Origin of the sequence: uncultured Nitrosomonas sp., assembly GCF_902826915.1 — a bacterium.
GTDB lineage: Bacteria > Pseudomonadota > Gammaproteobacteria > Burkholderiales > Nitrosomonadaceae > Nitrosomonas.
Genome location: NZ_CADEGP010000021.1, coordinates 14,531 through 39,437 on the forward strand (window position 1 = coordinate 14,531; position 24,907 = coordinate 39,437).

At 43.8% G+C, this 24,907-nt stretch carries 24 protein-coding genes and 2 pseudogenes; 7 read left to right on the forward strand and 19 right to left on the reverse strand.

Annotated elements, in window-relative coordinates; translation table 11 throughout:
• Nucleotides 1-168 precede the first annotated feature (168 nt).
• Nucleotides 169-2,310: a TonB-dependent receptor plug domain-containing protein gene (locus tag QZV86_RS05505; RefSeq protein WP_295624831.1), complete on the forward strand. Its 2,142-nt coding sequence runs from the start codon at nucleotides 169-171 to the stop codon at nucleotides 2,308-2,310.
• A 102-nt stretch (nucleotides 2,311-2,412) separates the two neighbouring features.
• Here QZV86_RS05505 and QZV86_RS05510 read toward each other — a convergent pair whose 3' ends face one another.
• The 3 genes from QZV86_RS05510 to QZV86_RS05520 form a co-directional block, all read right to left on the reverse strand.
• The gene (locus QZV86_RS05510; protein ID WP_295624833.1) at nucleotides 2,413-3,489 is read right to left on the reverse strand and encodes an HD domain-containing phosphohydrolase; all 1,077 of its coding nucleotides are present in this window, start codon (nucleotides 3,487-3,489) and stop codon (nucleotides 2,413-2,415) included.
• Nucleotides 3,490-3,533: 44 nt separating this feature from the next.
• Nucleotides 3,534-6,029, reverse strand: coding sequence for a YfiR/HmsC family protein (locus QZV86_RS05515; RefSeq protein WP_295624835.1), 2,496 nt, complete (start codon nucleotides 6,027-6,029; stop codon nucleotides 3,534-3,536).
• Nucleotides 6,030-6,467: 438 nt separating this feature from the next.
• On the reverse strand, nucleotides 6,468-7,451 hold the full coding sequence (locus QZV86_RS05520; protein WP_295624840.1) for a zinc-binding dehydrogenase: 984 nt from the start codon (nucleotides 7,449-7,451) through the stop codon (nucleotides 6,468-6,470).
• A gap of 779 nt (nucleotides 7,452-8,230) precedes the next feature.
• Between QZV86_RS05520 and QZV86_RS05525 the strand changes: the two genes are divergently transcribed.
• Nucleotides 8,231-8,815 carry a hypothetical protein gene (locus QZV86_RS05525; RefSeq protein ID WP_295624842.1) on the forward strand — a complete coding sequence of 195 codons (585 nt, stop codon included), beginning with the start codon at nucleotides 8,231-8,233 and terminating at the stop codon, nucleotides 8,813-8,815.
• A 200-nt stretch (nucleotides 8,816-9,015) separates the two neighbouring features.
• Nucleotides 9,016-9,399 (forward strand): lysozyme inhibitor LprI family protein, encoded by a 384-nt coding sequence (locus QZV86_RS05530; RefSeq protein ID WP_295624844.1) that lies wholly within the window; start codon nucleotides 9,016-9,018, stop codon nucleotides 9,397-9,399.
• Nucleotides 9,400-9,544: 145 nt separating this feature from the next.
• Here the strand turns inward: QZV86_RS05530 and QZV86_RS05535 are convergent, their stop codons facing one another.
• The 14 genes from QZV86_RS05535 to rpsF all read right to left on the reverse strand — a co-directional run bounded on the left by QZV86_RS05535 (nucleotide 9,545) and on the right by rpsF (nucleotide 20,154).
• Nucleotides 9,545-10,417, reverse strand: coding sequence for a FoF1 ATP synthase subunit gamma (locus QZV86_RS05535; protein WP_295624846.1), 873 nt, complete (start codon nucleotides 10,415-10,417; stop codon nucleotides 9,545-9,547).
• A gap of 7 nt (nucleotides 10,418-10,424) precedes the next feature.
• The gene (locus tag QZV86_RS05540; protein WP_295624848.1) at nucleotides 10,425-11,912 is read right to left on the reverse strand and encodes a F0F1 ATP synthase subunit alpha; all 1,488 of its coding nucleotides are present in this window, start codon (nucleotides 11,910-11,912) and stop codon (nucleotides 10,425-10,427) included.
• Nucleotides 11,902-12,651: a F0F1 ATP synthase subunit delta gene (locus QZV86_RS05545; RefSeq protein ID WP_295624850.1), complete on the reverse strand. Its 750-nt coding sequence runs from the start codon at nucleotides 12,649-12,651 to the stop codon at nucleotides 11,902-11,904. The genes QZV86_RS05540 and QZV86_RS05545 overlap by 11 nt, the downstream gene beginning before the upstream one ends.
• 15 nt (nucleotides 12,652-12,666) lie before the next feature.
• On the reverse strand, nucleotides 12,667-12,933 hold the full coding sequence (locus QZV86_RS05550; protein ID WP_295624852.1) for a F0F1 ATP synthase subunit C: 267 nt from the start codon (nucleotides 12,931-12,933) through the stop codon (nucleotides 12,667-12,669).
• The gene (locus QZV86_RS05555; RefSeq protein ID WP_295624854.1) at nucleotides 12,930-13,607 is read right to left on the reverse strand and encodes a F0F1 ATP synthase subunit A; all 678 of its coding nucleotides are present in this window, start codon (nucleotides 13,605-13,607) and stop codon (nucleotides 12,930-12,932) included. The genes QZV86_RS05550 and QZV86_RS05555 overlap by 4 nt, the downstream gene beginning before the upstream one ends.
• The gene (locus QZV86_RS05560; RefSeq protein ID WP_295624856.1) at nucleotides 13,607-13,879 is read right to left on the reverse strand and encodes an AtpZ/AtpI family protein; all 273 of its coding nucleotides are present in this window, start codon (nucleotides 13,877-13,879) and stop codon (nucleotides 13,607-13,609) included. The genes QZV86_RS05555 and QZV86_RS05560 overlap by 1 nt, the downstream gene beginning before the upstream one ends.
• A 5-nt stretch (nucleotides 13,880-13,884) precedes the next feature.
• The gene (locus QZV86_RS05565; RefSeq protein WP_295624858.1) at nucleotides 13,885-14,292 is read right to left on the reverse strand and encodes a F0F1 ATP synthase subunit epsilon; all 408 of its coding nucleotides are present in this window, start codon (nucleotides 14,290-14,292) and stop codon (nucleotides 13,885-13,887) included.
• Nucleotides 14,289-15,677 (reverse strand): F0F1 ATP synthase subunit beta, encoded by a 1,389-nt coding sequence (gene atpD, locus QZV86_RS05570; protein WP_366925686.1) that lies wholly within the window; start codon nucleotides 15,675-15,677, stop codon nucleotides 14,289-14,291. The genes QZV86_RS05565 and atpD overlap by 4 nt, the downstream gene beginning before the upstream one ends.
• A 133-nt stretch (nucleotides 15,678-15,810) precedes the next feature.
• Entirely contained in the window at nucleotides 15,811-17,031 is a 1,221-nt protein-coding gene (locus QZV86_RS05575) for a hypothetical protein (RefSeq protein WP_295624863.1), read from the reverse strand.
• 124 nt (nucleotides 17,032-17,155) lie between these two features.
• A complete protein-coding gene (gene dnaB, locus QZV86_RS05580) occupies nucleotides 17,156-18,544 on the reverse strand; it encodes a replicative DNA helicase (protein WP_292918979.1) in 1,389 nt (462 codons plus the stop codon).
• 112 nt (nucleotides 18,545-18,656) lie between these two features.
• Nucleotides 18,657-19,112, reverse strand: a complete 456-nt coding sequence (gene rplI, locus QZV86_RS05585; protein WP_295624865.1) for a 50S ribosomal protein L9 — start codon at nucleotides 19,110-19,112, stop codon at nucleotides 18,657-18,659.
• Nucleotides 19,113-19,123: 11 nt separating this feature from the next.
• Complete coding sequence (gene rpsR, locus QZV86_RS05590) at nucleotides 19,124-19,408, reverse strand: 30S ribosomal protein S18 (RefSeq protein WP_292918977.1); 285 nt, start codon at nucleotides 19,406-19,408, stop codon at nucleotides 19,124-19,126.
• 18 nt (nucleotides 19,409-19,426) lie between these two features.
• Entirely contained in the window at nucleotides 19,427-19,723 is a 297-nt protein-coding gene (priB, locus tag QZV86_RS05595; RefSeq protein ID WP_295624867.1) for a primosomal replication protein N, read from the reverse strand.
• A gap of 11 nt (nucleotides 19,724-19,734) precedes the next feature.
• On the reverse strand, nucleotides 19,735-20,154 hold the full coding sequence (gene rpsF, locus QZV86_RS05600) for a 30S ribosomal protein S6 (RefSeq protein WP_292918975.1): 420 nt from the start codon (nucleotides 20,152-20,154) through the stop codon (nucleotides 19,735-19,737).
• 241 nt (nucleotides 20,155-20,395) lie between these two features.
• On the opposite strand from rpsF, the gene QZV86_RS05605 reads away from it, so the two are divergent.
• The 3 genes from QZV86_RS05605 to trpC are packed head-to-tail and all read left to right on the forward strand — an operon-like array spanning nucleotide 20,396 to nucleotide 22,874.
• Nucleotides 20,396-20,959 carry an aminodeoxychorismate/anthranilate synthase component II gene (locus QZV86_RS05605; protein WP_295624870.1) on the forward strand — a complete coding sequence of 188 codons (564 nt, stop codon included), beginning with the start codon at nucleotides 20,396-20,398 and terminating at the stop codon, nucleotides 20,957-20,959.
• Between the two features lie 27 nt (nucleotides 20,960-20,986).
• A complete protein-coding gene (gene trpD, locus QZV86_RS05610; protein WP_295624872.1) occupies nucleotides 20,987-22,012 on the forward strand; it encodes an anthranilate phosphoribosyltransferase in 1,026 nt (341 codons plus the stop codon).
• A 4-nt stretch (nucleotides 22,013-22,016) separates the two neighbouring features.
• A complete protein-coding gene (gene trpC, locus QZV86_RS05615; protein WP_295624874.1) occupies nucleotides 22,017-22,874 on the forward strand; it encodes an indole-3-glycerol phosphate synthase TrpC in 858 nt (285 codons plus the stop codon).
• A gap of 15 nt (nucleotides 22,875-22,889) precedes the next feature.
• On the opposite strand, the gene QZV86_RS05620 is transcribed toward trpC, so the two are convergent.
• Together QZV86_RS05620 and QZV86_RS05625 are read right to left on the reverse strand one after the other, a co-directional pair.
• On the reverse strand, nucleotides 22,890-23,735 hold the full coding sequence (locus QZV86_RS05620) for an HDOD domain-containing protein (protein WP_295624876.1): 846 nt from the start codon (nucleotides 23,733-23,735) through the stop codon (nucleotides 22,890-22,892).
• A 198-nt stretch (nucleotides 23,736-23,933) separates the two neighbouring features.
• Nucleotides 23,934-24,098: pseudogene (locus QZV86_RS05625) on the reverse strand (IS3 family transposase); the annotation flags it as partial.
• Between the two features lie 68 nt (nucleotides 24,099-24,166).
• Between QZV86_RS05625 and QZV86_RS05630 the strand changes: the two are divergent.
• A pseudogene (locus QZV86_RS05630) lies at nucleotides 24,167-24,835 on the forward strand (IS3 family transposase); the annotation flags it as partial.
• Between the last annotated feature and the right edge of the window lie 72 nt (nucleotides 24,836-24,907).

Sequence of the window (24,907 nt, forward strand, 5' to 3'; positions counted from 1 at the left end):
ATTTTGATTACGCTCGTCATACCCGTAAAGAAAGTTTTTTCTAAGACAGATTGCTGATTGTAAAGAAATGATCGAGAATGAAGGTGACCTTGAACCGCTAGGTATCGGGGTGCTAAAGATAAGGAGTTATTTCTATATAATTCCTTTTATAAAAGAAAAGTATGGAAAATGAGCAAGAAGGTTGCGCTAATTCATCTTTTTCTTTGTTTATCGCTTTGTAGCAATAATCTGCGAGCGACTTCGGCTTCGGCTTCGGCTTCGGCTTCGACTTCTAATCGGAATCATTCTACCCATAGAACGAGTAGTGATCGTGAGTTGCAGGAATTATTGGCTTTGCCTTTAACTAAACTTGCAAGCGTCAAGTTTCTTCCGTCTGTTTCTTTACTGCCAACATCGTATAGAGAAATACCGGGGACAGCCACATTCATTGATGAAAGTCAGTTGAAAAACCAGGGATTTCGAGATCTTAATCAAGCGCTCGAAGCTTTAGTCCCTGGTGCTTATGTCGTTCATGATAATTTTGGCTTGCCAATGCTGGGTTTGCGCGGTGAGACAGGTAACAGTCGATTACTTTATGTTGTAAATGGCCTGGAGTCTCGTCATATTACATCGCGCGGCACGGTTACAGAGCGCGATATCCCATTATTGGGTGATATTCAACACATCGGCGTCTTAAGTGGGCCTGGTGGTTCGATTCGTGGAAGTGGTGCGATAACGGGGGTGATCGATGTGACCACCCATACCGGTCTGACTTTCTCAGGAACGGATATCAAATTACGTCAAGGATTTAATGAATTCTTAAGTACACTGGAGTTTCGGCATGGACGACGGCTGGGTGATAATAAGGGATTGTTTATTTATGCGGGTGTAGCCTGGCAACCTGGTGCTTCGCGAGACTCGGCGCGTTTGTTTTCAGGCCGCACCGGTGTGACGTTTGATGGGCGTGAAGTTTCTGCCGGTTCACCTGTACCGTATCAAAATCCACATTTGCGGGAGAATTACGAAGATCAAAACAAATATAAGTTTCATGCGCAATATGACGATGAATCATGGAGCGCATGGATACGCTATGTACGCGGTGGTATCAAAAATCCTATCGATACGGACTTGCCTCTTGCCAGGGTGCCACCGGTTCCTGGTCACAGCGCTGATTTTCCGAATGGAATACAATATTTTTATCAACAGGCCACCGCTTCGTTGACAAGAAAGATCAAACTCACTGAAGCGACTAGACTGGAATTCAATGCATCTTATGATGTGCTTGATTTTGCGCAAAATGCACCGGTAAATACTTTTACCAGCCGTTCCGATCGTGAGGATCATTTGATCTCACGCAATCTGATTCGCTGGGAGCCTCAAAATTCTAATATTAAAGCTGCTTTTGGTTATGAGTTCCGACATAATCGAATTGGCATGCGCAGCCTTGAAAAAGGAGATCGAGACCATCAAGCCATTCTTATTGTATCGGATAAAGTAGAGCCTTGGACGATCTTGAATCATGCGATACTGAGTGAAATCAATTGGAAACCACGTGAAGACTTAGCGTTTTTCGCAGGGGGTCGTGTCGACTTTCATGAGCATGCGAGCACATTCCTATCTCCTCGTTTAGCGATTACTAAGGATTTAAAAAATAATAATTCCTTACAGGTCATGTATAGTAGAGCGGCTAGATTCTTGACTGAAGATGATGTACGTGCTCTTCGTTTTGATTACGGCCATACGAGAATCTTACCCGATAAGGTTGATAATCTTGAATTAACATACGAGCATAATCTAACCAATGAGATTCATGCAAGCGTGACTCCTTGGATCAATTGGCGGGCTAATGGCGGTTCTGGTAATCACGAAAAGGGCTATCGCGATATGGGTGTTGAGGGCAGACTCACTTATACATCAGAAACCTTCAACGCCACGCTGTTACATAATTATGGTACAACAAACCGCAACTTTGCCAGTACCGGTTCGGTTTTTTATCGATTCCCAGATCATCAGTCTAAACTCATTTTAGAAAAGAAATGGGGTAACGGTTATCAAGCTTCCAGCTCATTGGTTGTAAACTGGAGCTTTGATCGCCTTAAGCATGAATTGGCCAATCTTAATATCACCTTTCCAGGCGACGCATACAACACATCGGCGTTATGGAACGTAGGTTTATCAAAACAACTTGGCAAAGATCTGTATGTGCGTCTTGATGGATATAATCTTTTGGCGCTAGCGGACGATGAATTGAGTCGTCGTAATTTTTTACGACCTGGCCTGTTTTGGACCGAACCAGCATCCATGATGCTAACACTACACAAAAGTTATTAATTTCTTGGATCTCAAATTGAATCGTTTCTTAGGTATAAGTTCAAGCGTATAAATTGTTCTCCGAGTCTATTCTTTGAAAGGATTATTGGAACAAATTTAGTTTTAAGCAAAATTTTTGTCAGTAATTTCTTGATCCAATTTATCTTGGAAAGAATTTTTTATACCTAAAAAGTCTTTTTTCTGGGAAAGCAATATTCCGACAAGATCAGGATCGAAATGTTTTCCTGACTGTTCATAAAAATAAGTCATAACCTTATCTGCTTCCCAAGCAGGCTTATAACAACGTTCGCACAACAGTGCATCCAAAACATCGGCGCATGCGACAATGCGCCCCGCTATACTGATTTCATTGCCAGCGATTTTGCGAGGATAACCTGTACCGTCCCATTTCTCATGGTGCTCATGAGCTATTTGCGCTGCTATGTTTATGAGAGGACGATGCGAGCCATGTAGTATTTCATATCCTAAAGTTGGATGGGATTGCATGATCTCCCATTCTTGCGGGTCAAGTTTGCCCGATTTGTGCAAAATGGAATCGGGTATTCCAATTTTTCCAATATCATGCATGGGTGAAGCGTGTTTAATTAATTGAGCTTCTTCTTCGCCGCAACCATAGTATTGTGCAAATAAATATGAGAACTCCGAGACTCTCTTAACATGCAAGCCTGTTTCTTTTGATCTCGATTCGCAAACCTCACTCAATTTGAATAACAGGTCACTTTGTGTGTCGATAAGCTCTTGATTCAGGATATTGACCTTGTTAAGTGCTTCGGTAACCAAATCTTCCATTGTATCCTGATAGCGCTTTATCTTGAGCTGCGTGGCAACCCTCGCCTTGACTTCTTCTTCACGGAACGGTTTGGTAATATAATCACTACCCCCCATGGAAAAAGCTTTGATTTTATCGGCTATGTCATCCAAAGCACTAATAAATATGATGGGAATGGAATTGCAAGAAGGTATATTTTTAATGGCTTTGCAAGTTTCAAAGCCATTCATATCGGGCATTTTAATATCTAGTAGGATCAGATCTGGAAGAGATTGATTGATACTTTCCAACGCGACCTTACCGTTTGTAGCGGGACGTATTTTGTAGTTCTCTTCTTTAAGGATAGCCGCTAGCGTTTTTAAATTGGCTAACGTATCATCCACGATGAGTACATCCGGTGGATTTTTCATGATTGTCGACTTCACTTCTTAAGTGATGAGAATCATATCACATTTTATTCTTCGATATATGATCGTAGGCGCGCGAAGTCGTAATTGTCGACAAATATTCGCAATCTATCGGCCAATTCTGGATGCTGAACTTTGATTATATCAATGATATCCAATGTTTTTTCGACGTCGAGTGCCATCGCGGCAGATTTTAAACCAAGCCTCTCGTTCAACGTAAGTTTTTTAAGTTCTGTATGTATATCGAATTTAATTTCTCTATTGTCGCTTTCTCCAGCTCCCTCATAGATAAATTCTAACTGTAAGTGTTTTGTCAGGCAGTTGTGAATTTCTTCTGGCAAATATGGCTTTCTAATGAAATCATTAAAACCCGCCAACATGATTTTTTCTTGATCCTCCTTAAAAGCAGAGGCGGTTATGGCTATAATTTTAATATCTTTACCCATTGGCAATTGGCGAATCTGTTTAGTCGCTTCAATGCCATCCATAACAGGCATTCTTATATCCATGAAAACGATATCAAATGGATGGGATTTGAATGCTTCTATTGCTTCTTTGCCATTTCCTGTTAGCATAACTTCACAATGTGAATGATGTAGAACATTTTCTAAATAAGCTCTATTGTCTCCAATGTCTTCGACAATCAGTGCTCTTATGATTTTTTGCCCGGGCTTGATTCCTATAGAGAGCTTACTGATGTTACAGTGAGATGGATTCATTTCACATGAGGCTTGGGATACAATTACATTAAATTTGAATTTTGAACCAACATTTTGTTTGCTCTCCACACTGATGGATCCACGCATCTGCTTAATAAGTTCGTTACTAATGCTTAAACCTAATCCTGTACCTGGTATTGAGTCTTTTCTCTGGGTGGTTTTTGTTACTTGCTCAAAAGGACGAAATATTTTTTCTAAATGTTCAGGCGCAATTCCTATACCAGAGTCTTCTACTTCACATAGCAAATTAATTTCCTGATTTTCAATTGGTTCGCATTTGATACGTACCGAGATGACGCCTTCCTTCGTGTATTTAATGGCGTTATTGATCAAGTTAATAAAAATTCTACGCAGCTTGCTTGCGTCAGTGCGTATAAAACATGAGCAAGCGGGAGAAAGCTCCACAATCAGATCTAATTCTTTTTTCTCCGCCAAAATTCTCGACATGCCCTCTACATCGCGGACCATGTCGCAAAAATCTATATCCTCTTGATATAGCTCACTCTTTCCGGATTCAATTTTAGACATTTCTAGAACATCGTTGATGAGTCCTAGCAGGTGATTGGCTGAGCGCGCAATAATGCTTGAATGCTCTTTGATATTCGCAGGTGTTGCAGGGTTTTTATAAATTAAATGTGAAAATCCTATAATAGCATTAAGAGGATTTCGTAATTCATGGCTCATATTCGATAGAAACGAACTTTTTGCCAGAGCATGGCGTTCAGCAATTATCTTGGCCTGTGCTAATTCAATTGAATTTTTTTCCAATAATTGGTTGGATATTTTTTTATTTCTGTATCCAATAAAGGTTATGATTAACAGAAGTATGGACAATAATCCGATAATAATCAGAAGAAACATGAGTTTTTGCTGGTAACTAATAGTAGCTTCTTGCTTTTCAAGTTGGTCGTTAGCCAATAAGATCTTCTGTTTTTTTTCTTTCAGAATTTTTGTTTTTTCTTGTATATCCAATTTGAGTTGATGGTATTTTTCTTCACTATTACGAATGATCTCATTTTTTTGAGCGATAGCCTCCCGTATTTTTTGTGTATCCGATTTCAGTGTTTCTAGCTCTACGCGTTCTTTTCCAATTTGTTTTTGTAGTTTTGCGATTTCGCTATTTTGTTGATGAATTTTTTGCCCCGCATCTAACAATTGTTGTGAAAGCCGCAGTTCTTCGCTTTTGGTTTTTTCAAGATCACCTTTTAATTGTTTGCCTCTCACCTCATGAGAGATAACATCTTGCTTTAAAGTATTTAGTAATTGATTTTGGGACTGGAGGTTTTGTAATCCCTCCTTGTACAATTTCGCAACATCAATTTCGGTGCCCCCTAGCAGAATGATATCGGGGTTAAGCTTCAAATTGCGGTTTAAAATATTTGCCTTGTTGATTCTAAAAGAAATACTTTGATCTGAGTTTTCCTGTAAATCTATTAGTGCGATCCGGTCATTTTTTAGATTATCGGAAATGAGGAGAGTATTTGTATTTTCTGTTACCGAAAAAATTTGCGAGTATTTTTCTATCGCATTCTTGGCTATAAAAATCAGATCAACGTTATTGGGTATGTTATCGCTAGTACTGCGAGTAATTTTCAGTTCCTTTTCATGCAATTTCTTGATTTGTGAAATCTTTCTGAGTTGATCTTCTATCTGATTGTCTTTATCAATGAGATGGAAATGATAAAGATTCTTTTGAGCGGAATTTTGCCACTGAATGTGTTCAGCCAGTTTGTAAATATATACGGCTGATAAGTTGGCTTTCGAAGAGCTTGTTGCGTAAGTATTATTTATTGCAAAGGAAATCGAAAATAATAGAAGTGACAATATGAAATGCCGAGAAGCTCTTGATCGTAGATAGCGCATTAAAGCTTTACACATAAGTTCTTTCTAGGTTTCCAAATATTCTATTTTTTAAAAAGATAGGGCTATGAAAAAGCACCAGAAATTCAGGAGCTGCTGATTGGTGCATGAGTTGCAATATGCGGTGTGCTGCTAAATTAAGGAAATTATATGTGCTTAAACCAGCGAGTAGGTATTCGTACATCTCTGTGTGAAAAATAGATACTCCCAGTGCATAGTATGTATATCTACTATAACGTATTCTACCGTTGTCCATCAATAAGCATTGATAGCCCATGAGGTTGCTTATCTTTAAAGGTTTGTCGCTGTCGTGTTCACTAATGCTTTTATTCTTGCTTGGGTAAAGGTATGCGGAGGCGATTTTAGTATTGTTTTTAAATGGCTATCAATTCATTTCTAAATTTACGGTCGAATCATAATTTTACCATTACGTTTTTGATCTGATGCCGCAACGGCTTCAGCAATACAGTTAAGCGGGAAGATTTCGGCGACCGGTAACTTGAGTTGATTTGATAATCCAAGTTGAATCAATTCACTGATCATTGCACGCATTTCATCAGCACTGGCTCGCTCGAATTCTTGAAGCGCCCAGAATCCTTTTACAGTTATTTCTTTATAAATCAAGTCTGTTGGTTCCAACTGCATTGGCTTGTTTGATATACTGCCAAACGACAGAAGCCAGCCACCTTTACTGATCAAATGCAGCATTTCTCCGGCTAGCGTACCACCTATCATATCAATACCACCAACTACACGATCATTGCCAATGGCATTTGTTAAGTTGTTTTGCCAGTTACTATCTGTGATGATGAAAATATCAGAGGCGCCGCAATTTTCAAGATCCAGTTTTGCTCCTGCGCGAGTAACTAAGCAAGCTACTCGGATATCGCGGCTCACTGCGATCTGAACAATCGTCTTGCCTACCGCACCGTTTGCAGCATTCACAATAATCCATTCATTAGCTTTGGGTTTTAGCCTATTAAGCGCCATCATTGCGCTGATTGGCATAGCCACCAGTTGTGCTGCGATTTCATCCGGAAGGGCATCAGGGATAGGAATAATCGACTTGACATCGGCAATAAAATATTCTCCCCAAGCTGAAGAGATTCCGGCAGCGATTACACGATCTCCGATAGCCAGGTTAGTTACATTTTCACCAAGCTTGTCAACTATAGCCAACGCTTCGCTACCGCCGATGTAGGGTAAAGTTGGTTTAAAACCATATATGCCGCGAATAATCAGCAAATCATGGTTATGTATTGGACTCAACACCAGTTTCAAACGAACTTCGCCTAAACTAGGCTCTGGTTTAGTTACTTCAGTGTGTCTTATGACTTCGGCTGGTGTACCAAATGCGTCAAAGACTGCAGCGTACATAAGGGGCATTTCGATTCTCCTTCCAAAGGCTACTGAACTCTTTCGGACAAGTGTATCATGATGAAAGTAGCTAGCAATCGAGAAAAATAGTTCAATATCTTTGTTGAAATGCCTAGAAGTAAAGATCAGTCTGGAGGTGATATTTCGTTATCTTTTTAAGCTCTCTTGTATTACGTTCAATTGAAAGATGTGATGGATGACATGTTTGTTTTCGTTTGATGTCAGTAACTAGCCCTCCGTCGATCTGACACCGCTGTGTAACAAAGACAGCTTCTCCACTAGTTAGTAAATAACTAATGAGGCGATTTCTTTAACGGTTGCAAATCGAGGAATTGCATTAAGTTGTTTTTCTATTTCGAAGCTTTCTCCATCGACCAGATTCAATTCGATATCGACCGAACTAGATTGAATTGTATTGATCGTGATCTCCCGTGGACCAAGATCGTGGCAATACCGCGTGGTTAATCCGTTAAGTGCGGATTTATGGTATAAACACACTGCCGCCAGCAAAAGGCATGTGTGTGCCGTTAGCGTTTCCCGGACAGCAGCGAGATCAGGCGCTATCCGCTTGAATAGAGCATGTCTTACATTGAGTTTTTCAACTTCCTTGACAATTTGTTATGCACATTCTGCAGTATTAATATACGCGAAAGCGATATTTACATCTTCAGTGGCTAATTGTTTGACTATCGCTACTTCGATGCCGCGACTACCGTCTGTTATCAACGCTTTTTCCAATTAGCTTATTCATAGACTGTCTCCATGTGATTCGAGTAGAGGTATTTGATATGAAAATCTCATCTAATAATCAGGGTTTGTTCACTGCGGAAAAGTATGCCAATAAGAAAGGCCAACAGCCTGGCCAAGTTATAGAGGAAGGGGAAACAGCAATGTTTAAGCAAAGCATGCTGGTTTTCAGTGCACTGGTCTTAGCCGCGTGCGCACAATTGTCGGGCGGTATTTTCGGCGACAATGCCGACCTGACGCTGGATAAAGCAAGTGCCGAAACAACCGGACGCGAGCCTGCCTGGGACAACGCAATACTTACGTGGGCTCCGCAACAATACGGCTCAAGCCTGTACGAACCCGTGCAGATATTCTATGGGGATTTCACCGATGACGAAGCTACCGACGCACTGGCCTGGGTGATGTTTCCCAGTGGCGGTAACAGCGACATGCTGAACGTGGCGCTGTTTCGTAACGAGAGCGGAGTAATGGTCTATTTTCGAAGCGCCGATGATATATTCGGTATAGATCCACGCAATGTCTCGTTTACGCCCGGTCGTATCACGTTGACATCCACCATGCCTCGACCAGGCGATCCGCGTTGCTGCCCGACTGGGTCGCAGAATTGGGTGATCGACACGAAATGAGAGTCCAGTTTTCTCGTTGCAAGCTTTTATTATTTTCAAGTCTAAACCGCTTCACGGTGTGACTTAATCTGGCATTGGATCCTTTTACAAACATGCGAAAAATTCTCCTCTCTTTTCTTCTGTTGGCGCCGATACCGTTTTCTGCCTTTGCCGAAATCGAGTGCACAGACCGTCCCGAATGTTGGCCTGAAGGAAGCTCTATGCATACTGGGCTTCTACTCGTTCAGCAGAAGAATGCCGTCGAAGAACGCTTGGTAAGCAAACACCATGAGCTAGTCAAAATCGTATCCTCATCATCAAGTGCAGAAATTAAAGTAGATGAAAGGCTTCTGGCAGCACTCAAAACCCAGCAGTCGGCATGGCTGAAATATCGAACCGAAGAGTGTGAGTTAATCGGATCTTTGACGGGTGCGGGTGGTACTTGGCCATCCACCCATGCTAATAGGTGTGAGGTTAACCATACGGAACAGCGCCTTGATCGGGTTCGCTCTGCTATTCGTTGTATTGAGAAAATTCCAATCGAAAAACGGTTATTTGAACAAAACAACTGTTTACAGCAGCTTGCTCCGCTCACGAACAAATAGGTTAACCCATCGTCTCATCGGACCTTAAAAGCGGAAATGAAAAATGGGATTCAGATTCGCGTTCACCGTGTATTCAACTGATTCATCACTGAATCCACCGTGCCAGATTCCTAGCAGCGACATTTTGAATGTTGGCCGAGCAAAATTAAGGCACAAGAATCACCGATTTTTTGGGTTTATCCTCGTCACTCAATGCTTCTGCGCTGAGCAGAATAATTTCAATCTCCTCAGTAATTTCTTCCTGACGAAGTTTATTGTAGCTCAAGCTTAATTGCACTTGATTTTGCTGCAAATGATGAATGGCTTTATTCATATGCTCAAGCCGCTTACGATTCTCCACCATCAAGGATGCATAAAACACTTCGTGCAGTACAGCATAAAGATATTGATCGGTTAATTGGGAAAGAAATTGATAAGGTTCCAGATTAAGTATTGGCGGATGCGAAAAAACTGATTTCTCGCCAGATACCGCTATTGGCAATATTTGCCGCAATTGGATCGCATCTGTTCCATCGTCATGATAAACAACACTGATACGCCCCAACTTAGTTAATTTCAATTGCTCTTGTAATCGATTGAGAGCCTGTATCAAATGTAACAACGTTTGCTGTATTTCCTCGGCAACGCTATGCCCCTCAATAAAAGCTGCAATGCGCGCATCAGCTTGCAGTTTAACTTCAATTCCTCGTCCTACCGTCAGTAAGAGAATGTCTGATTGCTGAGGATGCGCATTAAGAAAATGCAATAAGGATTCGTTAAAATCACCGCAAAAACCTCGCTCGGAACCTATCACAATCCAAAGTTGTTGCAAATTGTCCGGGTATGATTGCAGATGAGAATAAAAGCTCAGAAAATCCTGTGCGGCTGCTTCAATGCTGGCAACAGATCTACGCTGCGTCGCCAGAAAAAACTCCAACTTGTGGATTTCTAGCAAGGCCAGATTTTTCATAGCATTCATAATGCCTTCAATTTCATCCAAAGTTACCAAATGCTCTTTTATTTCACGCCGCTTACTCATTTCAAATTTATTTTAGCCAAGCGCATATTAACGTTTTCCATTGATCACGGCCTTGGTCAAGGTTTATACTGATACTTGTAACTTGTTCCTGAAGATGCATTAGATGCGCTCTGATCTGACCCAGATCAAGATTATCGAATAAACCCTCATTATAGGCCACCAGCCACGCCATCTGAAATTCTACCGGCTGTGGTGAAAGCAGATCCTGTTTAAGGATTTCGCGAAGAATCTGTCCTCGCTTTATTCGTTCTTCCATACTAGCTTCCAGTTTCGAACCAAATCGAGTAAACACTTCCAGTTCCAAAAACTGCAGATAATCAAGCTTCATGCGCCCAGCCTCTTTCTTGATTGCTGCATGCTGGGCATTACCACCAATACGCGAAACCGAACGGGTAACATCAATTGCGGGTAAGAAACCACGCGCAAAAAGTTGACGATCAAAATAAATTTGACCATCGGTGATTGAAATTAAGTTAGTGGGAATATACGCAGCAATCTCACCCTGTTCTGTTTCAACAATGGGCAGTGCCGTCATACTGCCGCCACCCTGTTTTGCGGATAAGCGCGTTGAACGTTCTAACAAGCGTGAATGCAGATAGAAAATATCGCCGGGATACGCCTCTCGGCCCGGGGGTCTGCGCAACAATAGCGAAAGCTCACGATAGCTACGTGCGTGAGTGCTCAAATCATCATAAACAACCAGAGTGTCTCGCCCAGCTGCCATCCAAGCTTCTGCCACCGTACAACCAGCAAACGGAGCTAAATATTTAAGACCCGGCATGGCCGTCGCCTCTGCCACTACCACAACGGTATAGGCCAGCGCCTTGTAACGACGAAGCGTTTCTATCACACTAACTACGGTAGAACGCTTCTGCCCGACTAAAACGTAAATGCAATACACATTTTTGTCACGCTGATTGATAACAGTGTCAATCGCTAAGGTGCTTTTGCCACTTCCATTATCTCCAATAATCAGTTGTCGCTGGCCTTTACCAATCGGGATCATGGTATCTATAATTTTATTGCCGGTATACAAAGGCTGAGCTACGAAATCACGTGCGATAATTGGCGGCGAGTACGCGTCCAACAAACGATAGGTACTAACAGAAATAGATCCGGCACTATCAAGAGGGATACCTAATGGATCTATCACCCGCCCCAGCAAAGCATCACCCACCCCAATACTGAGCCGATTTCCCGTCAAGAAAGCTTGGGTTCCAGCAGTAAGTTGTCTCGTCTGATGCAGCAAGATTGCCCCTAACCGATCATGCGTCAGATGAAATACCAAAGCGCTGCTGCCGTCTTCCAATTGCACCACTTCATCCATGCAGGCCGAAGGCAATCCATTAATCCAGGCGATACCGTCACCCACAGAAATGACGATCCCTTGCTCCGACAAACGCAAACCGTATTGATACTGCGACAACCACTTAGCTTGTCTGGCTAAGGGAGAATCGGGCTGATTAGTATTAGTAATACTCGCATCATCCGGCATGCCGCAGCACCCCGCCAAATGACTTTAGTTCATCGCGCAAATTGGCATGCAGAATCCATGCACCAATATCTATCTGGAATCCGGAAATCAACTCCGGATTTGTGTTAAATACAATCGGCAATGTTTTCCCCGTCATTTGGTGCAATGAGCGCGTCAATTCCCCACGTTTGCTGGTGTCCAGCGGAAAGGTACTTTGTATTTTGATCTGCAACCCAGGTTCCTCTGCAGCTATGGCAATCACATGTTTATCTTGCTCGCGCAGTCCCTGCAAATCTTCCATGAGAACTATGAAGAGCCTGCTTTCCAGCTCAGTAGAAGCTAATCGCATGAGTAGCTTATTGGTAAATGCAGCGCCCTGCGCGATGCCCTTTTCTTCCATCAACCTCTCAAACTCGTGTCGATTGCGTTCGGTCAGAACGCGGCGACGTTCCGCTTCTTCATTGATTCTTGTTTCCAGCTCGGCCAATTTACTTTCACGTATTGATGCCAATTCTGCGTTTAATTGTGCTTGGGCGGTTTCTTTTTTCGCTTCCCATTCAATCAGATATTGTTCGTTCCTAGCTTTTAGTTCGTTCGCCTCATTTCTAATTTGGAGCGCATCAGACAACGATTTATCGATATCTGCTCGACGCCTGGCAATAACCCCGAGTACCGGCTGATATAAGAACCGTTTCAAGATCCACACCAAGATCAGGAAATTAACTATTTCAAGAACAAAGGTAGTCCAATCGAAGTTCATAAGTCTTATGATTTTTTAATGAACCAGATATTCCAGCAATGGATTACGAAACAGGATTATTAACACAATCACCAGCACATAAATCGCCAGTGATTCAATCATGGCCAATCCAATAAACAATGTGCGCATGATCGATTTCTCAGCTTCCGGTTGCCGCGCCAGCGCATCCAGCGCCTGACTGATTGCACGACCCATGGCCAATGCCGGGAACATCATGCCTATAGCGACAGCTAATACCGCGCCTACGGTAGAAAGAACCGTAAACCAGGTCATATCACTCATATATCGTTTCCTTTTTTACTTTCCTGTTGTGATTGCATTGCGCCCGCCACATAAATCAGCGCTAACATTCCAAATATATAGGCCTGTACTAGAGCCTCAATGACATGTAACATCAGCAAAGGCACCGGAACCAGCAAACCGGCCACCAGTAGAACCAGCAATGCGACCAATTCAAGACTCATAATATTGCCAAATAGACGAACCGCCAGCGCAATGGTCCGCGTCACTTCGCTAATCAAATGGAAAGGCAACAGTAGTGGAGTTGGGCTTAAATAATGCCTTAAATAGTTGCGAACGCCTCCACTGCGTATTCCAAACCAATGAACCGATAGAAATACCAGCAACGCAAGTCCGGCCGTTACAGAAAAACTTCCGGTTGGAGAGTGTAACTGCGGTATCAGTCCGGTAAGATTTGCAATCACAATGTATAACCATAACGTTGCAATAAACGGCAGCACCTGTTGCGTATGATCCGGTATAACAGCATTTATATTATCCTCTATCGCCAAGACCAGGCCCTCCAGCATGGTTTGTAACTTTCCAGGAACAAGCGCAAGGCGTCTAGTTCCAAGCCAGCAACAGATAGCTAATGTAATCATAATGCCCCAAGTAGTCACCACAATGGAGGTAATACCGAAAGGACCAACATAAAACACTACAGTCGGGATATCCATCAGTGATGTTCCCGCACATATAAATAGACATTTACCATGCCTATTATAAGACCTACGACTATTAATCCAATCGTCCAGAGAATTGAATAACTTTCCGCCTTATCATCCAGCCAATTACCCAGATAAGCACCAATGATGACTGGCAAAACAAAGAGCAAAGATAATGTTCCCATGAATATTGATTGGGCCAGCAATGTTGGGCGTTCTTTCTCAGCCCGTTGCATACGCTTGATTTGTTGTTCGACAGATTTGCGCAATTGCTTGTCATCCATGATCACTACCTCCTGACTCCACTCTGTCCCATTTGCCATAAGCGACGAAACATCTCCTGCTCCAATTGACGTAAGCTATCTTTGATCCTTTTTAACTGCGTTTCTTCAACCAACAATTGTTCCAGCAATCCTGCACTGATACGTTGATAATCGGTATCAGAAAGATAACGGCGCGTACTGATGCACAGTTGGTTATCCAGGCAATAAAGAATCCCGCCGGGGAATGCCAGATAGCACCAATCGCCATTCTGTAAGCGATAACGAGCTAATCCATAATTGAGCGCCGTCATCATACGGGCATGTCCGGCAAGAATACCGAAGCTACCCGAAATATCCGCCCCCACAAAACAGGTTAACTCATCTACACGGCTGTATTGCGTGGCGCTTTGCAGATGCAAGGTAAATGTTTTCACTCCTCCCCCTGCATTGATCCGCGCATATAGCATTGTTCCTCTGGAACGGCATCATAATCACCGTTTAGAAAAGATTCACAATCAGTCAGTGTTTGATCCAACTTAACAGAGACCCCTTGAATACCGCTATGCGCATCCATCACATGGAACGGTTGCGTCAGATAGTGCTGTAACTTACGTGCACGCATAACAATCCGCCGGTCTTTTTCTGATAATGCTTCTAAACCCAGCATCGCAATAATATCTTCTAATTCATGGTAACGCGCAAGATGTTCACGCACATTCTCAGCGACCTGGTAATGACGATCGCCGAGAAATGCACGATCCATCATTTTGCTCGATGATTGCAATGGATCAACTGTGGGGTATATGCCTTTGGCTGCTTGGCTTCGGGATAAAATAACCGTCGTATCTAAATGAGCCAGAATCGTACTCACGGCGGGATCCGTCATATCATCTGCTGGCACATACACTGCCTCCACCGCGGTGATATTACCTGCACGGGTCGAAATGATTCGTTCCTGCAATTCCGCTACCTCACTCATCAAGGTCGGTTGATAACCTACGGTTGCAGGCATGCGTCCAAGTAAGCCGGAAATTTCACTGCCCGCCTGGACAAAACGAAATACATTGTCCATCAACAATAAGACTTCTTTACCTAAAGTATCGCGAAGATATTCGGCATACGTCAGCGCTGACAAACCCACGCGAAACCGCACCCCCGGAGATTCGTCCATTTGCCCAAACAGCATCAGGGTGCGCGGCATCACACCAGCATCTTGCATTTCATGCCACAACTCGTGGCCTTCGCGAATACGTTCCCCGACACCTGCAAAGACAGAAACACCCTGATGCAGGCTGACAATAGCATGCATAAATTCCATAATCAGAACGGTTTTCCCAACACCAGCGCCACCGAATAGCCCTGTCTTACCACCTTTAACAAAAGGGCAAAGCAAATCTATCACCTTAATACCGGACTCCAAGATACCCTCAGAAGGCACCGTATCAGCCAGCAAAGCGGGAGAGGCAATGATATTGCGCATTTCCGATGTCTGCAGAGGTAATTCGCCATCAAGCGGTACGCCAAACATATCCAGCACACGGCTTAGGCAGCCGGGTGTAACCGGGATACGCAAAGGCCCGCCACTATCAAACACTTTTAAGCCGCGGCGAAGACCCGCTGTTGAATGCAAGGCGATTGCACGCACATGGCTTGCATCAAGATGGCGGTGAACTTCGAAAACATAATTCTGGTGATCAACAATACAGAATAAGGCTTGATGCAATGGTGGCAAAAATTCACAAACCACATCAACAACGGGTCCATGAATTTCCTCTATGACACCTACCGGATCATTAGGAGATTCTATCGTCTGAAGCATTTGATCCATGAAATCGAACTCCTTGACCTGTACGTGCCAGCATCCTAATCCTTTCGCAAAGTATGCCCTGAATTAACTACTTTAAGTTTTAATATCGTATCTACTTTCAAGTAATTTTTTCAAAACTTCTTAACTACTTAGCAATCGTAATACTCGGCACCCCGATGCGCGGCAGGTCTGTGACAGTCATTTGGAACAACAGAAACAAGAGCTGAAAAGCATCTCGATTCCAGCGTGCATGCGATCCTACCGTATTGACCGCATAGTACCGGTCATTCCAACGGATAGAAAAATCGACACCGGAAGGAAGCGAATTTGAGGCCATAAATTCCATGGTTTGATCAGGATTCTCGTTGTGAAGGATGGGCGGCGTTCTAGCATCTTTCTCGACATGATATCCCTTCTCATAGCCAAGTGATTTGCCGAGAAAACCAAGAATCGAGTGAAAGCTCCTCAGCCGGAACACACCACTCATCGGCCACTCGCCGCCATAATGGCCAGCACGGATATCAAACGCGATATCGCTGACATCCCAGTCTCTAGCATGCTCGTTCAGTGCTTCGCGCTCTTCTTCGGAAAGCCTATCGGGATCATAGTTGGTAATTAGAATTGGCCCTGGGATTTGTTTACGCAAAGTAAAGGTATCATCCTCAGCATGATAGTGCACGGTAAATTCCTTTTGCAGCGACTGAAAGCTATCGGGCACAATCGAACTGGATGGAATCTTCCAGATATGATTCAACAGCAACGGTTCGGCATACAATTGGTTATGATCCTGGATTGCTGAGAAATGCAGCACCACGCGGCGAAACATTTCATAACTGGCTTTATCCGACGGGTTGTTGCGATAAACACTCTGTTGCTCGGGGTTCATCAGGCGCACCTCCTGCGCCATCATGCGTAGCAACATGTCGACATCAAAGTGCTGGCGCAGCAACAATGTTAACTTGCTTTGCGGAAATGGCGTGAGTAAACGTTGAGTAAACTCCTCTCCTTCGATTGGGACAATGCTAATCGTTGGGCTCTCGGCTAAGCTGCCACCAAAAATTGGCATCAGCGTTGTGCCTGCAAGTCCTCCTAATGCCGGCATGGCACCCGCATTGGCGGAAAAAGTAAAAGTCGCGGCAATATTGGATACACCGGTAAAATGCACCGGTTGACGGTAATGCGCGCGGACAATGTTTACCAGTAGCTGCTGTGATATGGAGTCGGTAACCGCTTCATCATAGGCAATCACAGCACGATTCAACGCCATCGGCGATACACACCCGGCCGAGAGGATCATGACGGACAGGCACAACAATCGTTGCAAGAATGACCACTGATACCTTGATTGCTTTTTCTTATACTTCACCGATCATCTCTCTATCCTGAAACACGCCTTTTCAATATAAAGCACACAATTCCGTTATCTGTGCAACGCTCTGGAAGTTAAATGCAGATTTTCAAGAAAACAGTCATCGGATAATAAGATTCGATTAATAATATTCCGGTCTAGCATGGCTTTCAAAGCGTGTGTATTCGCCCAGGAACGTTAGATCAACTTTTCCGATCGGACCATTACGCTGCTTGCCAATAATGATTTCGGCAATCCCTTTATCTGGCGAATCAGGGTTATACACTTCATCGCGGTAAATAAACAGAATCACATCGGCGTCTTGTTCAATCGCACCAGATTCACGCAAATCCGACATAACCGGACGTTTGTTGGGTCGTTGCTCAAGACTGCGATTGAGCTGCGATAGCGCAATCACTGGCACCTTCAATTCTTTCGCCAACCCTTTCAACGCACGTGATATTTCTGAGATTTCTGTGGCACGATTCTCCCCCTGGCTACTGGAGGACATGAGTTGCAAATAATCAACCACAATCAAACCCAGTTCACCATACTGGCGATATAACCGTCTGGAACGCGCTCTGAGCTCAAGCGCATTTAACGCCGCCGTTTCATCAATAAAAATGGGCGCCTCATTCAGTTTGCCTAAGGCGTGCGTCAATTTTGGCCAATCTTCATCGTCTAGACGACCGGTACGCACCTTATGCTGATCCAGTTTCCCCACGGACCCCAGCATCCGCATGGCCAACTGCGCGCCTCCCATCTCCATACTGAACACCGCAACGGGTTTGTTTAATTCCAGTGCCACATGCTCTGCAATATTCAACGAAAAAGCGGTTTTCCCCATGGATGGGCGCCCTGCAACTATAATCAGGTCACCCGGCTGGAATCCGGATGTCTTTTGATCAAGATCGTGAAAACCCGATGCAATCCCGGTTACATTGCTCGGATTATCCTGGCTGTATAGCAATTCTATCCGCTCGACCACTTGCCGCAAAAGTGGTTGAATGCCCGTGAAGCCTTCTTTACCACGGGCACCTTCTTCAGCAATCTCAAATACTCTCGCTTCCGCTTCATCTAATAAATCTGCAGCGGAACGCCCCACTGGGTTATAAGCGGAATCTGTGATGTGCACACCCACTTGCGCTAAATTACGCATGATTGAGCGTTCACGAACAATTTCCGCGTAGCGTTTAATATTCGCCGCCGAAGGCGTGTTCTGCACCATGGCGCCAATATACGCAAGCCCACCGATAGTCTGCAGCTCTGCTGATGTTTCCAGAGATTCTGCCACGGTAATGACGTCGGCCGGTTTGTTCTGTTCAATCAGTTTACAAATATGGTGATAGATCAGTTGGTGATCCTGCCGGTAAAAATCGCCATCGGTAATGACATCGGCGACTTTCTCCCACGCGTTATTGTCCAGCATCAGCCCTCCGAGTACCGATTGCTCGCTCTCAATCGAATGAGGGGGTGTTTTATAGGGATCTATAAGCTGATCCTGATGGAGACTGATCGGTGATTGCGCCATAGGTATCGAAAACTCAGTTGAAGGATGTTTGATTCTACCACTTGCTGAATCACAAATGAAAAAAGGACTACGAATAGTCCTTCTTTCAAATAAACCAATAAAATTTAATTTATCAGAGTACGGAATCACCCAGTACCGAGACAGTAATAGTCGCTGTCACATCGCTATGCAGCGAGACCGTTAGTGGATAGTCACCCACTTGCTTTAATTGACCATTCGGCATATGAATCATCGTCCGTTCAACTGAAAAGCCCAGCCCGGCAAGTGCCTCGACAATATTTACATTGGTGACAGAACCAAATAATTTCCCATCACTGCCAGCTTTCTGAGAAATTTGCACCAGCAAACCCTCAAGCTTTGCCGCGACAGCCTGGGCTGCCGTTAAAATTGCAGCTTGTTTCTTTTCCAGTTCTACCCGCTTGGATTCAAATTCTGCAATAGCCTGTTCAGTCGCACGTTTTGCTTTACCTTGCGGGATCAGATAATTTCTAGCAAAACCGCTTTTAACATTAACCACGTCACCTAACTGACCCAAATTACTTATTTTTTCCATCAAAATGATTTGCATATCATTTCTCCCTAGTGACGATCCGTGTAAGGTAATAGTGCCAGAAAACGTGCTCTTTCTATTGCTGTACCCAGCTGGCGCTGATAAAAAGAAGTCGTGCCGGTAATCCGCGCTGGAATTACCTTGCCGTTCTCATTAATGAAATCCTTTAAAATTTCAATATCCTTATAATCTACCTGTTTGATGCCTTCCGCGGTGAAGCGACAAAACTTTTTGCGCTTAAATAAAGGGCGATTGGCTTTTTTATCTCTTTCTTTATCCTTACTGTCTTTACGCCTACTCGTAAAACGTGCCATATTTATTCCTATTTATAATTAAATGAGTTCAATTTGATCTGAGTGCAACACCAACTGTTGATTCATATGACTCTTTCTATTGAGAAATCCGGTGAGCTTAACTTTGCTGTTAATCTTGAATTCTGCAACAGCCAAGGCCGGCTCCCCCATCACGACCACAGGAATATCAAAGACTATTTGCCTCACAACACCGGCTTCTTTTTGTTGAGACCCATGACTTACCGTAAATTCAGTCACGGCAGTGCCAGCAGGGGTGTAGCGTAAAATGCCTAATTTGACGATTTTCCCGCAAATAGTTGTCTGATTACATTCCAATTGCTGACAGACTATACAGTAGCAGCAACACCGGGCTCTTCTGAAACCTCATCAGAATTCGATTCATCCGTGGTCTCCTCTGAACCCGACGAGCTTGCAGGACCGGCTCTCTCTACCTGACGCATCATGGGTGATGGTTCAGTGACAGGACCCTTAGTTTTAATGGTTAAATGGCGTAGAATCGCATCACTGAATTTGAAAGCATGATCCAGGTCATCCAGAATTTCCTGGTTACATTCAATATTCATCAATACATAATGCGCTTTATGAACTTTCTGAATCAGATAAGCAAGTTGGCGACGCCCCCAATCTTCCACTCGATGAACTGTGCCGTTCTTGGAAGTCACAATGCCACGATAGCGTTCGATCATTGCAGGCACTTGTTCACTTTGATCAGGGTGAACAATAAAGACTATTTCGTAATGTCGCATAAATTCCTTTTGGGTTATAAGTCTCCCATCAATCACGATGGTGAGACAAGGTTGAAGAACACACTATTTTACTGAATTAATAAGGCAATATCAAATAGAGTTCAAATAACTGCAATAATATTATTCGCATACCAAGCGAACTGGTAAAATTTATCCGCTTGACCCAAGGGTCTCGACATTAGATTTTATATTTTTTCAGAAACTTCAGAAATAACCATTACAAACAACGCACACAAAAATCATGTTACTAATGATTGATAATTACGATTCTTTTACCTATAACTTGGTGCAGTATTTTTCTGAATTGGGAGAAAAGGTTGTTGTATACCGAAATGATGAAATTACTCTGGATAAAATTTCGCAATTAAACCCCGAGCGAATTGTGATTTCTCCAGGCCCCTGCACTCCGAATGAAGCAGGCGTATCGTTATCTGTCATTCATCAATTCAGCCAGAGCATCCCCGTTCTAGGCGTCTGTCTTGGGCATCAGAGCATCGGGCAAGCATTCGGCGGGCGGGTTATTCATGCAAAACAATTGATGCATGGCAAGACATCTCCGATTTATCATCATGACATCGGTGTCTTTCGAGGCTTACCTAACCCGTTTATTGCCACTCGCTACCACTCTCTTGTCGTTGAGCGCTCAACCCTACCCGATTGTCTAGAGATTACGGCATGGACTCAAGACGATGAAATTATGGGCGTACGCCATAAAACCCTCGCTATTGAGGGCATCCAGTTTCACCCTGAATCTATTTTGAGTGAGCATGGACATCAAATGCTCGAGAATTTCCTTAATCGTTAATCGATCGAACTGAATAAAGGCAATCTCATGAATCCACAAGAAGCGCTACAACGGATCATCGCGCAGCAGGAAATATTGCATGATGATATGATCGTTCTAATGCGGCAAATCATGCAAGGTGAAATTTCACCGATGCTCATCGCCGCAATCATTACCGGTCTTCGGGTAAAAAAAGAAACTATCGGAGAAATAGCTGCCGCAGCACAAGTCATGCGCGAATTTGCGACCAAAGTCAATGTTCTCAATGATGCTCATTTAGTCGACACTTGCGGCACCGGCGGAGATTCCCTGCACACCTTTAATATCTCAACAGCATCGGCCTTTGTAGCTGCTGCCGCAGGCGCTCGAGTCGCCAAGCATGGCGGCAGATCCGTTTCCAGCAAATCCGGCAGTGCTGATGTACTGGAAGCACTGGACGTCAATCTCAACCAAACACCCCAGCAAGTCGCCCAAAGTTTGAGTGAGATTGGCGTCGGTTTTATGTTCGCCCCCAATTATCATTCCGCCATGAAATATGCTGCTCCGGTACGACGCGAATTAGGCATCAAAACTTTATTTAATATTCTGGGACCATTAACGAACCCCGCCAGTGCTAAAAGGCAAGTATTGGGTGTTTTCAGTGAAGATCTGGTGGAAACCCTACCCCATGTGCTGCAACGTTTGGGCAGTCGACACGTACTGATTGTGCATGGCAAGGATGGATTGGATGAAATCACGATCACCGGTGAAACGATTATCGGTGAATTAAAAAATGACCAAATAACCGTTTATAGCGTCAAACCGGAAGATTTCAGCCTTAAATCCTCTGGCATCGAGACTATCCAGGTTAGCAGCAATGAAGATGCAAAATTAATGCTACTCTCGGCCCTGAAAAACACTCCCGGACCTGCACGGGATATCGTTGTAATGAACGCCGGTGCCGCGATATATGCTGCTGGAGCCACTGACACACTGGGATTGGGAATCAGAGCGGCACAGAGAGCCATCGAAAGTGGCGGTGCATTGAAAAAACTTCATGACCTAGTGGAATTTACTAATAGAAATACGAATTAAAAACATGCCTGATATTCTAAATAAAATACTTACCGTCAAAAAGCAGGAAGTAGAATCTGCCAAGGCATTAAAACCTTATCCCATCTTACTTCAAGAAGCACAATCCGCAGCATCGCCACGAGATTTTGTCGCCGCCATTCAAAATAAAATCGCCGCCGGGAAATCGGCGGTTATTGCTGAAATTAAACAGGCCAGCCCCAGTAAGGGCGTTTTGCGTGGACGTACCTCGGAGAATGCACAATCATTTGAATTCATCCCTGCCGAGATAGCTCAAACCTATGCTCAGCATGGCGCGACCTGTCTTTCCGTATTGACCGATCAACAATTTTTTATGGGCAGCCCCCAATATTTACAAGCTGCAAGAAGCGCCTGCTCACTTCCAGTCTTACGCAAAGATTTCATTCTGGAAGATTATCAGATTGCCGAAGCACGCGCGATGAATGCGGATTGTATTTTGTTGATTGTAAGCGCTTTCCTACTGGAATGCGGCAATCAGTCGGGAAGCTCAAAAAATGAACCTCTAGAGCGCATGTTAAAGCTTGAGCAGCTGGCTGGCTCACTGGGAATGGCTGTTCTGGTAGAAATCCACGATGCTGCTGAACTAGAAATGGCTCTACAGCTATCAACGCCATTAATTGGAATCAATAATCGTAACCTGCATACTTTTGAAACATCACTCGATACAACCTTGGAATTGCTCCCCTCAATCCCATCCCAAAAAATTGTCGTCACCGAAAGTGGAATTCATACGCCAGCAGATGTTGCGCGCATGCGCAGTCACCAAGTTAATGGTTTTCTCGTCGGGGAAGCTTTCATGCGCGCGGAAGATCCAGGCATTGAATTGGCGCGCCTGTTTTCGTAATTGATAGTTTATTTCTCAGGCAAGGCTGGTACTTTCGTATTGCTTGTTAACGCCGATGATGGTCATGACATCACACGCTTGCAGGTGCAAGAGCTTGGAAATATCTTCATAATCGTCCGGCAATGCAGCATCGTCCCAGCCATTAGCGGAGTGCCTGGCCAGATTTACTGCAAGTATGACATTGCGAACTCGCTGTAATTTTGCATGCTCATCATCCATCAGTGTAATTAATAGCTCAGGCAATTTCCATCTGACAGCAAGCTCATGTTGCAATTGATTTAAAGTAAATCCCAAAATTTTTTCTTGTACTATTGCACTCCTTAATGCTTTATTCTGTTTTTGTAGTTGCTTGATCTTTAGCATTTCAGCGGGTGCAAAGCACCACATCAACATTTCTGCGATATCGTGCAACAGGGCAGCCAAACGAATATCAGCAAAATGCAAATCATGCAAACGAATTGCCCAGTCATAAGCATAAGATGCAGCCATATTGGAACGATGAGTGGTTTTCAACAAAAAAATGAGTGCATGCATATTATTGCGCCCAAGAACTTCTTCGGCCAATGGTTTAGCAGGAATTTTCTTAAGCATCGTTTCAAGTCCGAGCATCATTACAATTTGCTCAGCTTCCATTACATCGTGCTCTTGGGAACGGTGCTTATGCTCTTGCATATAGCGCATGAGCTTTACTGTCATCAATGGGTCATTTTTCACAACATTTGCATAATTTCGTGCATCCAGGTTCTGCTCATCTTGTGTGAGAATTTCAAGATTACGTGCAGTTTGTTTGAGAACAGGAATTTCTGCCCTTGTGAGGAAATCGACCCAATCTGATAATTTTCTTGAGACTGGTTGAGGCATTTTTGAACTCCTGAATAATATTGTGTGAAATTTCTTACGACATTTCTTTATAAACCTTGAGGAAACAATAGGCTACCCCAGATTAATGAGAATAATGTATGATTCTTACTAGTCCTGTTTACATTTTTCTGCAAACAGGAGATAAAAATTCAAGTCAGCTATTCATCAGCAATAGGGAAGAAAAAATATAACGGGGGCTTAACAGGCTGCATTAGCTGACTCCTTTAATTGGCGATAACATTCCATTTCAAATTCTGCTGGTGGAATATTTCCAATCGGCTCCAGTAATCGATGATTATTGAACCAGTCCACCCATTCCAAAGTAGCAAATTCCACATCATCAATATTGCACCAGAGGCCACGATGTCCTGTTTAAAGGAGAAGAAATATGACGCAAAACTACAAACCTGCTTACCCGCCGGAGTTTCGTCAAACACGTGGGCAGGCTGATTCGTGAAACAGGAATTAAAGGGGTGAGCCGCAGGCGAGGCTTTGTGATCACGACTCATCGCAATAAGCGTGACCGCCCTGCACCGGATTTAGTGCAACGTCATTTCAAGGCAGCTAGCATCAATCAACTATGGGTTGCGGACATGACTTACGTTCCTGCCTGGGCAGGGTTCCTGTACTTGGCCGTGGTCATCGATGTATCAGCCGCAAGGTAGTGGGCTGGTCTTTCGGTGAAACCATGACAGCAAATCTGGTGATCAGTGCGTTGAACATGGCGTTAATCACCCGTAAACCGGGTAAAGTAATTCATCATAGCGATCAGGGCAGTCAATACACCCGTGTTGAGTTCGGCAAGCGATGCAGGGAAATGGGTGTGCGTCCCTCCATGGGCAGTGTGGGTGATGCTTACGACAATGCGATGGCTGAAAGCTTTTTTGCCAGCCTAGAATGTGAATTGATCGACAGGCGCTCCTGGAAAAACAAAACTGGCCATATTCACCTGAATCGAGTCATGGTACAACCCAACTCGCAGGCATTCTGAGCTGGGATACTTATCATCAAACAATTTTGAGAGAAAACTGAATGAGAAAAATCAAATCGCGATAAACTACAATCCGCTTTCACAGGTCGAGACTCTCTCGACTCCATGAAAAGAATGTCCGTCAAATTTGATGTGTGCTGTCAAAAATGGAGTCCATCGGTTTAAGCAACAAGCAAATTAG